The sequence below is a fragment of the Rhodopirellula sp. SH410 genome (assembly GCF_055811895.1).
Map to the genome: position 1 here is coordinate 3324291 of NZ_CM147949.1, position 11094 is coordinate 3335384.

General features: G+C 56.0%; 9 protein-coding genes. 8 read left to right on the forward strand and 1 reads right to left on the reverse strand.

Annotated elements, in window-relative coordinates:
- Nucleotides 1–9 precede the first annotated feature (9 nt).
- The 8 genes from SH410x_RS12200 (at nucleotide 10) to SH410x_RS12235 (ending at nucleotide 9379) form a co-directional block, all read left to right on the forward strand.
- Nucleotides 10–1320 carry a DUF1593 domain-containing protein gene (locus SH410x_RS12200; protein WP_473676765.1) on the forward strand — a complete coding sequence of 437 codons (1311 nt, stop codon included), beginning with the start codon at nucleotides 10–12 and terminating at the stop codon, nucleotides 1318–1320.
- Between the two features lie 15 nt (nucleotides 1321–1335).
- Nucleotides 1336–2676, forward strand: a complete 1341-nt coding sequence (locus SH410x_RS12205; protein ID WP_473676766.1) for a DUF1593 domain-containing protein — start codon at nucleotides 1336–1338, stop codon at nucleotides 2674–2676.
- Between the two features lie 752 nt (nucleotides 2677–3428).
- Complete coding sequence (locus tag SH410x_RS12210) at nucleotides 3429–4637, forward strand: zinc-dependent alcohol dehydrogenase (protein ID WP_473676767.1); 1209 nt, start codon at nucleotides 3429–3431, stop codon at nucleotides 4635–4637.
- A 32-nt stretch (nucleotides 4638–4669) separates the two neighbouring features.
- Entirely contained in the window at nucleotides 4670–5077 is a 408-nt protein-coding gene (gene rbsD / locus SH410x_RS12215; RefSeq protein WP_473676768.1) for a D-ribose pyranase, read from the forward strand.
- 44 nt (nucleotides 5078–5121) lie between these two features.
- Nucleotides 5122–6111: a D-ribose ABC transporter substrate-binding protein gene (locus tag SH410x_RS12220; protein WP_473676769.1), complete on the forward strand. Its 990-nt coding sequence runs from the start codon at nucleotides 5122–5124 to the stop codon at nucleotides 6109–6111.
- A gap of 2 nt (nucleotides 6112–6113) precedes the next feature.
- A complete protein-coding gene (locus tag SH410x_RS12225; protein WP_473676770.1) occupies nucleotides 6114–6821 on the forward strand; it encodes a DUF2291 family protein in 708 nt (235 codons plus the stop codon).
- Nucleotides 6818–8374 (forward strand): sugar ABC transporter ATP-binding protein, encoded by a 1557-nt coding sequence (locus SH410x_RS12230; protein WP_473676771.1) that lies wholly within the window; start codon nucleotides 6818–6820, stop codon nucleotides 8372–8374. The genes SH410x_RS12225 and SH410x_RS12230 overlap by 4 nt, the downstream gene beginning before the upstream one ends.
- A 27-nt stretch (nucleotides 8375–8401) precedes the next feature.
- Nucleotides 8402–9379, forward strand: a complete 978-nt coding sequence (locus tag SH410x_RS12235) for an ABC transporter permease (protein WP_473676772.1) — start codon at nucleotides 8402–8404, stop codon at nucleotides 9377–9379.
- Between the two features lie 206 nt (nucleotides 9380–9585).
- Here SH410x_RS12235 and SH410x_RS12240 read toward each other — a convergent pair whose 3' ends face one another.
- Entirely contained in the window at nucleotides 9586–11058 is a 1473-nt protein-coding gene (locus SH410x_RS12240) for a DUF1501 domain-containing protein (protein ID WP_473676773.1), read from the reverse strand.
- Nucleotides 11059–11094: the final 36 nt, after the last annotated feature.

Genomic DNA, 11094 nt, shown 5'->3' on the forward strand with positions numbered 1-11094 from the left:
GGTGATGCGATGTCGCGATCCAGACCAGGGACGATTTTCAAGCTCTACTTTCTATTTCCGATATTTCTGTTTGTGCTGCTTAATAATACGGTCCAAGGCGAGGAGCGACATCGCGTTGTGGTTTCGACCGACATTGGCGGTACCGACCCCGACGACTTCCAATCGATGGTGCATCTGCTTGTCTACGCAGACGTATTGGATATCGAAGGACTGGTGTCCTCACCGTATGGGGCTGGCCGCAAGAAGGATATTCTGGATGTGATCGATTGCTACGAGATTGACTTCCCCAACCTAAACTCCTATTCGAACACGTATCCGACGCCTGATGCGTTGCGAGCAATCACCAAGCAGGGTGAAACTGAGATCGCTCCGTATCTTGGCCTTCGAGCATCCACGGAGGGGTCGCGGTGGCTCGTCGAATGCGCACGACGCGACGACCCGCGACCGCTGCACGTCTTGGTGTGGGGTGGCATTGAGGATCTCGCTCAGGCATTGCACGATGCGCCGGATATCCTGCCGAAATTGCGTGTCTATTACATTGGCGGGCCCAACAAGAAGTGGGGCCCGAATGCGTATCAGTATATCGCCGACCATCATCCCGAGCTCTGGATCGTCGAAGCGAACTCCACCTATCGCGGCTGGTTCACTGGGGGCAATCAATCCGGTCAATGGGGCAACACGGAGTTTGTGAAACAGCACATCGCGGGGCATGGGGCACTCGGCGAGTTTTTTAACTCGAAGATGAACTCCATCAAAATGGGCGATACGCCTTCGGTGGCCTGGCTGCTGAACGGGACGCCTGACAATCCGTCTCAGGCGGGTTGGGGTGGTCAGTTCGTTCGCGCATGGAAGAGGCCCTATTCTCGATTCGACCGTCTCACAACACCGGACGATCGGATGGAAGTGTTTGGCGTTCTCGAACTGGCGCTGCCGCTGGGCGACAACGTGCCGGAAAAGCCTGCAGCGCAGCTCATGGCTGACAACCTGACGATTCACGGCCACGTTCGAGGCGACGGCACTATGAGATTTCGCTTCTGCCCGAAAGCCGCAAAGAGCTACCTGTTCACAATCCGCAGCAATGTTGCTGGGCTCGATGGAAAGACCGGCGGGATCAAGTCCGTCGCTCCCGCAGCCAGACTCGCTCAGGATCCGTCTCCGAACCTTCCGCATTGGTGGACCGATGACCCTGCTCCTGAATTCGCCGAACGCGAGCACCATGGTGCCAAATTGGTGAGCCAATGGAGAGAGGATTTCCTCAGCGACTTCGCAAAACGAATGTTGCGCTGCAAATCGCCGTCCGTGACTGAAACTAAACGTTAACCAGAGATGAAATCAATGCACAATCAACGCCTCTACACTGCCCTATTGATCACGATGGTGACCAGCATCGCTGTCGCTCAGGAAGACAAAGCGATCCCCGATCGCAATGCCGATAGACCACGAATCATCACGACCACCGACCTCGGTGCCGATCCGGATGACGAGCAATCGATGGTGCGTCTGTTGGTTAGCGCCAACGAGTTCAATATCGAAGGTTTGATCGTCTCGACGGGCTGCTGGAAGAAGAATCAAACCGACACCGGAATGCTCGACAAGATCGTCGACGCGTATGGCGAGTGTATTGAAAACCTGAAAGTTCATGCCGAGGGGTTTCCGTCGGTTGAGTACTTGAAGTCCATCTCGATCATGGGCCAAAAAGGCTATGGGATGAGTGACGTTGGCGACGGCAAAGACTCTCCCGGGTCAGAGTTGATTATTGCCTCGGTCGACAAAGATGATCCGCGCCCGGTCTGGGTTGGGGGCTGGGGGGGAACGAATAATGTCGCGCAGGCGATTTGGAAAGTCCGAGCAACGCGTTCCAAAGCGGAACTGTCCGAATTCCTCAGTAAACTGCGTGTGTTCGACATCCTTGGCCAGGACGACGCCGGCGCCTGGATTGCGAAAAATTTTCCTGAAGTGTTGTACATCCGTGCAACCGGTGTCTATGGCTGGGCACCTTCCGACGAATACCTGAAGGAATCCATTCAAAGTCATGGACCGCTCGGTGCGGTATACCCAAACAGGAAATGGGCGACCGAAGGCGATACGCCCGCCTTCATGCACGTCTATCCGAACGGCCTGAACGATCCCGACGAAATTGATCAGGGCGGCTGGGGAGGGCGATTTGAGCTGACGAAGAAAGCCGGCATCCGCAGCATGAAGCCAGTCACGAATGAGAATGAGTTCGACCCGTATCTGATGTTTGGGAACTCGGCGGAAGGCGCGAATGCAATCAAACGCTGGAGCACGGGCTACGACAACGATTTCGCGGCACGCATGGACTGGAGCATCACCGGCAACTACTCCGACGCCAACCATCACCCGATTGCTGTCGTCAATGGAGACACTTCGCGACGAGTTCTGCAGGTTACCGCTACGGCTGGTTCAACGCTGAAATTGAACGCGGCCGGTTCAAGCGATCCGGACGAAGATGCATTGTCCTACGCATGGTCGCTCTACCAGGAACCCAGTTCCTACAAGGGCGAAGTGAGAATCGACGATCAATCCTCCGCGACGGCCCAGTTGACGATTCCGTCCGATGCCGAGGGCAAGAACTTGCACATCATTTTGGAGCTTCACGACGACGGATCGCCCAATCTCTACGCCTACCGCCGCGTCATCATCAAAGTGCAGTGATCTTGATCACCGAATTCCAGATAGATCGCTCCGTTCGCCTCGGAATGAAGTGGGCAGTCCTCCAGGCTGCGGGATTTGCAAGGCATCAGCTCCTGCGCCGAGTCAGCAAAAACGAACCCCTGGCGGGCGAAAGCTCACCGGGCCTTGTTCGTACCCAGGGCGCGCTATCGACCGGATGATCCCTTGGCAAGTTGCATCTCGGCAGAGCTCGAGTGTGCTATTTCCGGCGCGTCAACGGCACGCGATGCCAAGATGAACGGGTAAATGACGCTACGTCGGAGAACTTCCCTTTGAACATCCACCGCGTTGGATCGGTCCGGGCAATCGGCTGCGTACCACTTCATGCCGAGAAGAACCACACCTTAGTATGTCGTGAGTCTTCGCCAATTTCGCGGGAGACACTCCAGACGAAACGTGAGAGAATTTGCTCTAGGCAACACAGGAAATCGTCAGTCTTAACGGCATATTGATTTCACAAGCCGAGTCGCGTGAGCGGCCGGGTGGCAGCTGTTACCCGATGTCTTGCAGCATTCGGTTCACGAGTGCCGGTCGAAGTTCGATGAACTCCACAGCCTGCTAAGTACCTGCAAATTGGTTCTTGGACAGAACCTCGAATTTAGCCGATGGGCGTTCGCCCTGGTTACCGCGTGGAACCCGGAGCGTGTCGAGAACCGGGGCGAACGCCCATCGGCTAGTTCAATTCGGAAACTTTGGCATCGGTGCATAACGGACTCTAACCCAAGTGAGAAGCAATGACCCCTTCAGCGACTTTGCAGAACCCGGAGAAGTCCATGGCTCAGGCAACCCCTCAAACCGTCCGAGCGGTCGCGATGACCGCGCCGGGCAAGACCGAGATGCGAACGTATCCGTATCCGACCATGGATCACGACTCCGCGATCCTGAAAGTCGAGATGTCGGGCATCTGCGGAACCGATCGACACATCTTCAAGGGAGAAGCCACGGAACTGCGCGGCAAGTCGATCTATCCTTATGTCGGTGGTCACGAAGTCATTGGGACCATCGTCGAGATCGGAGACAATGCTGCTCGGACGATGGACTACGACGGACAACTACTTGTTCCCGGGGATCGAGTGGCCATTGCCGTGGAAGTCAACTGTGGTGACTGCTGGTATTGCAGAAATCACTACAACAACTGCACCTGCGACAACCAAATACAGGCCTATGGACTGCATCCGAATTGCGAAACGAAACCGTACCTGCGTGGCGGATTCGCGGAGTACATGTACATTCGGCCGCGAACTCACTTGTTCAAAATCCCCGCAGAGATGCCTACCGACGTCGCCGTATTTGTCGAAGAAATGGCAGTCGCTTATCACTCACTTGCTCGGGCAGCGGTTCCGTTCGCGCCTGTGAATGAAGGTTTCGGTCCGGGGATGTCGGTCGCGGTGCTGGGCAATGGACCATTGGGACTTCTGCACGGCATCATGGCGAGGATTCAGGGTGCTGGCCTGTCGATCGGAACGGATCTCGCGGATCTTCGCCTCAACACTGCAAAAAATCTATACGCTGACGTCACCATCAATGCCTCGGACGTGGACGTCCAAGAACGAATTCAGCAGGCCAAGGACCTGACTGAAGGCGTCGGCCCCGATCTAGTGATTGAATCGAGCGGAGAGCCGGAAGTATTTCTCGAAGCGCTGCAGATGGTTCGCAAAGGCGGAACGATCATCGAAGTCGGCAACTGGGTCGACCTCGGGAAAAAGGTTCCACTCGATGTCATGCGACATATCGCGTCGAAGAACCTGCACATCCACTCGGTGTTCCATTGCGGCACCAACTGGCGACCGGTGCTGAAGATTCTGCATCAGCAGTCGAATCGGTATGACTTTGCGTCGATGATTACCCACCGCATGGGACTGGATGAGTTGGTAGATGGATTCGGCACGGTGACAAAGTTCGACGAATGCGTCAAAATTGAAGTAGTGCCTCACAAGGCGTGAGACGTATGTGATGAAACGACTGCAGGTGCTCCATGAAACGAACCAGACTCCTCAACAGCGAACTCAGCTACGAGATCAGCCGAATCGGACATACCGGCTCCATCACGTTGTGCGATGCCGGGCTGCCGATTCCTTCCACTGTCAAACGAATCGACCTGGCGATTGAACAGGGGTATCCTTCTTTCCTGAGAACTCTTGACGCCCTGTTAAGTGAGATGATGGTCGAAGAGATTGTGGTCGCCAGTGAGATTCATCAACGCAACCCTGAGATATTTCAGGGCATGATGGACGTGTTTCAGCGTCACGAAATGAAGCCAGTCGTCACCGAAGTTTCTCATGAAGAGTTCAAGCGGCTGACATGCGAAAGCGCCGTTGTTGTTCGGACGGGTGAATGTACTCCGTACGCAAACGTTATCCTTAAGTCCGGCGTTGTCTTTTGATTTCCTCGCATCCATATTTCTCGATCGCAAATAGGGCGACTCTCATGAATCGAACCAAAGCCAGCCTGCGAGCGATTTATCAGCTCCCTTTTTTGCTGCTGCTCACGTTTGCCGCTTGCACCAGCAACACGGCGAGCAATGAGTTGTCTTCAGACGCTGTGGAAGAACCGAAGAACATCGCTGTGATCATCTCGACTCTGAACAATCCGTGGTTCGTAGTCCTGGGAGAAACCGCTCGCGACCGAGCCGTGGAACTTGGCTACCAAGCCAATATGTTCGATTCCCAAAATGACACCGCCAAAGAGGCGGAGCATTTTGATAACGTCATCGCCGCTGGCTATTCCGCCATCCTGTTCAATCCGACCGACGCGGACGGGTCGATTGCCAACGTGAAACGAGCAACGCAAGCCGGCATTCCGGTTTTTTGCATTGACCGTGAAATCAATTCCACCGATGCCGCAACCGCTCAGTTGCTGTCGGACAACTATTCGGGATGCGTCGAACTGGGCAAGTACTTCGTCGAGAAACTCGGCGAGAAGGGAAAGTACGTCGAGTTGCTGGGGCTGGTCGGAGACAACAACACCTGGAACCGTTCCAAAGGCTTTCACAGCGTCGTCGACCGGTATGCAGGGCTGGAAATGGTCGCCCAGCAGAGTGCAGATTTCGATCGCAATAAGGCACTGGAAGTCATGGAATCGATTCTGCAAACGCACGACGACATCAATGCCGTTTTCTGCGGGAACGATGCGATGGCGATGGGCGCCTACCAGGCGTTGCTTGCCGCAGACAAGACCGATCAAGTGAAAGTGTTTGGGTACGACGGATCGGAGGACGTCGTCAAGTCGATCAGCGAGGACAAGATCGCTGCGACTGTGATGCAGTATCCCAAAGTGATGGCCGAAGCGTCAGCCGAATACGCCCACGAGTACCTGGCAAATGGCAAACGTGATTTCGATCAGAAGATTCCCGTTAGCGTCGACCTCGTCTCGTTTGAGAACATCGATGAGTTCGCTGGCTACGGGAAAAAGGAGTAGCCGTGTCGCGTACGAGCTTGATGGCACGTGCTTCGTTGCTGATTGTCGGTGGCCTTGCCTGCTGGCTCTTTCCTCTCTTTCATCTCCGACCGTTTGATGGAGGTTTGTCTGACGCTAGCGATCGGGCCGGGACGCCTGGTCAATCGGGTCCTACTGATCCAGCCGCCTATGTGCGAAAGTTTTGGGACGGACCACTGAAAACGGGCGACGTTGGGACAGACGTCGCTCAAATCTGGAATGCCTTCGATGCCGACGCGTCTGGAGCGAAGAGCCAATACGGCCGACAGGCTGGACTTGGTGGGGCATGGTATTTTTGTATTCGTGGGCAGGGGATCGTCGAGAAAGTAGAGCAGGACCGCGTTGTCCTGACGGTATCGGATAGTCCACGCCGCATCTGTCTCGACTTGAAAGTCGTTGTCGACAACACGGTCCGTGAAGCGATTGGTGTGAAGGCCAGTGACTTCGCAAATTCTCAGTATTTCAATGCCGTCTCCTCGGAACTGAATCGCCGCGCCGAGCAGGAGGTGATCGAATCGAATCGTGATCTCCTGAAGCATCGCGTGGTTGTCGATTTCGTCGGCTGTGCCAAGATTGGCAGCAAGTCAGACCTTGATCCGTTGTGCTTGATTCCCATCCAACTTCAGCCTCGTGGCAGCGAAGAGGGCAACTCTCGTTTGAAAAAAGATGCCGCTGCTGGAGCCGATCTATGATCCCGCCAGTGGCACAGAGCCATGTGGTGTTGGCGGGCGAGGGGATTGTCAAACGATATCCTGGCGTGTTAGCGCTCGACCGAGTTGATTTTGCGGTGCGAGCAGGCGAAGTTCATGGCTTGATCGGTGAAAACGGGGCCGGCAAATCCACGCTGATGCATATTCTGGCGGGAGCGAATCACGCTGACGAAGGTGTGATCCGGCTGGATGAGGAACCCGTTCAATTCACCAATCCACGTGAAGCGTCGGATTGCGGGATCGCGTTGGTGCATCAGGAATTGAATCTCGTTCCGCACCTCTCCGTTGCAGAAAACATTTTTCTTGGTCGCGAGCTGCTTTCCAGGATCGGGCTCATTCGCTCGCAGGATCAGAACGAGCAGTGCCGCAGGTTATTGGCCGATCTGGATGACACGATCGATCCCCATACGGAAGTTCATCGGTTGCGGGTTGGGCAGCAACAGGTCGTCGAGATTGCCAAGGCGATCAATTCGAACGCACGCGTGATCTTCATGGACGAGCCGACGTCGGCGATCAGCGACCAGGAAGTCGAATCGTTGTTTCGTTTGATCCGGACGCTGCGAGATTCGGGTGTTTCCATCGTATACGTGTCCCACAAACTGGAAGAACTGCTGACCATCAGCGACCGGATTACCGTTTTGCGTGATGGGCAACTTGTGGAGACAGTGGATACAGCCGATGCCGATCGGGATTCAATCGTGCGCCTGATGGTGGGCCGACAACTCGAGGATCTCTATGTCCATTCACCGATCTTGGCCGATCAACCCGAGCGTCTGCGAGTTGAATCGCTGACGTTGTCATGCAAGCACGCGCCGCGCCTGCTGGTTGATGGCGTGTCGTTTTCGGTACGCGGCGGCGAGGTGTTCGGCATCTTTGGATTGATGGGTGCTGGACGTACGGAGTTGCTCGAAGCGATCTTTGGGCTGCATCCCCGCCGGATTACTGGAACCATTGCAATCGACAACGTGAGCTGCCAGTTCACATCACCTGAACAGGCATTGCAAAGTGGGCTGGGGCTCGTTCCCGAAGACCGCAAGGACCAGGGACTGATCCTGGGAATGAGCGTGGAACAGAACATCAGTCTGTCGAGTCTTTCGGATATGGAGACCGCTGGATTGCTGAGTGGAAGACGCGAACGAGATCACGCCCAGTCGTTCGTCGCTCAGTTCTCGATACGGACACCCAACGTCACGCAGCCCGTGCGCGCCCTCAGCGGTGGCAATCAGCAGAAGGTTGTGCTGTCAAAAGTGCTTTCCAGGAAGCCGGGGGTGTTGATGCTGGACGAGCCAACTCGAGGCATCGATGTGAACGCAAAACGAGAAATCTATGGTTTGATCAATCGCTTGAAACAACAGGGAATAGCGATCATCGTCGTGTCTTCGGAGTTGCCGGAACTGTTGGGGATTGCTGATCGAATCATGGTGATGTGCGAAGGCCGCAAGACTGGCGAATTCGAGAGATCCGTCGCGAGTGAAGAGGTGTTGATGCGAGCCGCAGTACCTGGAGCAGCAACCCGGAACGAGCCCAACGAATGAAGACAATCACTCTGGCAATAATCGAACATGCGTGACAAAGAACAACTCTGGCAAAACGTAAGCCGTTTTCAATCGCTGCTCGTCCTGGTCCTGATGATCGTGGCGATGAGTCTGTTGTCGGATCGCTTTCTGACTCAGGCAAACGGCTTGAACATCATGCGGCAGATCTCCGTCAACGTCTGTCTGTCGATTGGCATGACCCTGGTGATCCTGTCCGGCGGCATCGACCTTTCCGTGGGATCGGTGCTGGCGTTTTCCGGCGCGATCACTGCGGGGTTGATCAAATCGGCAGTTCCGCTGCCCTGGCTCGGAGTAGAACTGCAATTCACTACCTGGGGTGCGATCGTTGCTGGATTGATCGTGGGTTCGTCACTCGGTTGGATCAACGGCCTGTTGATCACCCGGTTGAAAATCCCACCTTTCGTTGCGACTCTTGGCATGCTCAGTATCGCCCGCGGTATGACGATGCTTTGGACGAAAGGCTTTCCGATTACCGGATTGGGAGACGGATTCGCGATCCTTGGAACACGATCGGTGCTGGGCATTCCGACGCCTGTGTGGATCGCCGGATGCCTTGTCGGTGTCTTTGTTCTGGTCACGAAGAAGACGCGACTAGGACGGTACATCTATGCTGTCGGAGGCAACGAGCAGACCGCCAGATTGTCTGGCCTGAACGTGAAACGCATCAAAGTCATTGTTTACACACTCGCCGGAGCGCTATCCGCAGTCGCTGGACTGATAATGACCTCGCGACTTGACTCCGCCCAACCCAACGCGGGCGCGGGATACGAATTGGACAGCATCGCCGCAGTCGTCATTGGGGGAACGTCGCTTTCAGGCGGACGCGGGACGATTTGTGGCACTGTCATCGGCTGCTTGATCATCGGAGTCTTAAACAGTGGACTGGTGCTCTTGAATGTTTCGCCCTTTTGGCAACAAGTGGTTAAAGGCGGTGTGATCCTGGTTGCAGTGGCCATCGATAGAATGCGGGAGTCCGATGATTGAATTCATCAGTCATGCTCAATCATCTGGCCGGGGTTCTCACTCATGATCTTCTGTCGGAGCGTATCAACGAAAGCGTGCGCCGGAAGGCGAGATTGGGAGATTGGGAGATTGGGGACAGGCACTGAAGGGAGATTAGGGACAGGCACTGAAGCGTTGCCTCCGATCGTGGATAGCCTAGTGTCACCGTGAAAAGTGGATGGCCCTTTTTACGCCAATAGGGGCTGGATTACTTGGCCGTGGACGTCGGTTAGTCGGCGTTGGATGCCGTTGTGGTAGTACGTCAACTCGGTGTGGTCGATGCCCAGTAGATGGAGGGCGGTGGCGTGTAGGTCGTAGCAGTACGTCGGGGACTCGACGGCTTCGTAGCCGAGTTCGTCGGTGGCTCCGTAGCCGATACCGCCCCGGACGCCACCGCCCGCCATCCAGGCTGTAAACGCTCCGGCGTTATGGTCTCGACCGCTCGCGGTAGCCCCTTGACCGGCGGGCTGGCGACCGAATTCCGTGGTGCACATCACGAGCGTTTGATCCAATAAGCCGCGGTCCTTTAGATCGTTCAATAGTGCCGATGCACCGGTGTCGAGGATTCGGCCCCAATACCCATGGTCCCGGACAACGTCTTCGTGCGAGTCCCAGTTAGGACGAATTTTTTGGGCTTGGGTGTTTTCCGCTCCGCAATAGATCTGTACAAAACGCACGCCCTGTTCGACCAACCGCCGAGCCAGCAGGCATTGCCTGCCAAACGTACCGATGTCTTCGTCATCGAGACCGTACATCGCTTGTGTGGCGGCGGACTCCTGTGCCAAATCGGTGACCTCAGGGGCACTTAGTTGCAGCCGGGCGGCCATTTCGTACGCGGAAATACGGGCTTCCAATTCGCTGTTGCCGGGATGGTCTTGCAGGTGTCGACGATTGAGCATCTGCAGCAGTTCCAGGTCGGCTTGGTCGGCAGCCGGTCCTGTGTCGGCAAAGTGGCTGGGCGGAAACAGGTCTTCGATCGGTTGCTGGCCGGCTTGCGTCCGAAACGTGGTGGCTTGATGCATGGCGGGCAGGAACCCGGAGCCCCAGTTAATGGTTCCGCCGGGCGGCAACCCGCGGCTGTCGGGCAGGACGACGAAGGCAGGTAGGTTTTCGCTCTCGCAGCCCAACCCATACGTCACCCAGGATCCCATGCTGGGGAATCCGGGCAAGGTGAATCCAGTATTCATCATGAAACAGCCGGGTCCGTGCAACGCCGTTTTACTCTGCATCGAATACAGGAATGCGATATCGTCTACACAGGTCGCCAGTTTGGGCAGCAGGTCGGATACCCACAATCCGGATTGCCCGTGCTGCCGGAACTTCCAAAAACTGGGTTGGCAATTGCCGGGTTTTGATGCGAAGAATTCCAGTTTGCCATCGGCGTCGAAGGGCGTGCCCGCTCGTTTGGTCAGCTCGGGTTTGTGGTCAAACGTGTCAATTTGACTCATTCCGCCAGGGCAAAATATTTGGATCACTGCTTTGGCCGGCGGCGGATGATGCACCGCCGGCAGAGCCGCCGCATCGGCCCCATGAGCTTCGTCGTGCAGCATCGCGCGGGCCGCCAGCCAGCCGAAGCCACCCGCAGCGGCGGATAGCAATTGTCGGCGACCGAGTTGGGGAGCGACGCGGTGCGAGGCAGCGGGAGAGTTGTGTGGGTTCATTGGGGCGGTCCGCCTGCGGGCGAAAGATGCGACGGG

Bases quoted from the DNA above. Each gene is read 5' to 3' on its own strand.
- SH410x_RS12200 (WP_473676765.1), top strand. From the start codon at position 10: ATGTCGCGATCCAGACCAGGGACGATTTTCAAGCTCTACTTTCTATTT.
- SH410x_RS12205 (WP_473676766.1), top strand. From the start codon at position 1,336: ATGCACAATCAACGCCTCTACACTGCCCTATTGATCACGATGGTGACC.
- SH410x_RS12210 (WP_473676767.1), top strand. From the start codon at position 3,429: ATGACCCCTTCAGCGACTTTGCAGAACCCGGAGAAGTCCATGGCTCAG.
- rbsD (WP_473676768.1), top strand. From the start codon at position 4,670: ATGAAACGAACCAGACTCCTCAACAGCGAACTCAGCTACGAGATCAGC.
- SH410x_RS12220 (WP_473676769.1), top strand. From the start codon at position 5,122: ATGAATCGAACCAAAGCCAGCCTGCGAGCGATTTATCAGCTCCCTTTT.
- SH410x_RS12230 (WP_473676771.1), top strand. From the start codon at position 6,818: ATGATCCCGCCAGTGGCACAGAGCCATGTGGTGTTGGCGGGCGAGGGG.
- SH410x_RS12235 (WP_473676772.1), top strand. From the start codon at position 8,402: ATGCGTGACAAAGAACAACTCTGGCAAAACGTAAGCCGTTTTCAATCG.
- SH410x_RS12240 (WP_473676773.1), bottom strand. From the start codon at position 11,058: ATGAACCCACACAACTCTCCCGCTGCCTCGCACCGCGTCGCTCCCCAA.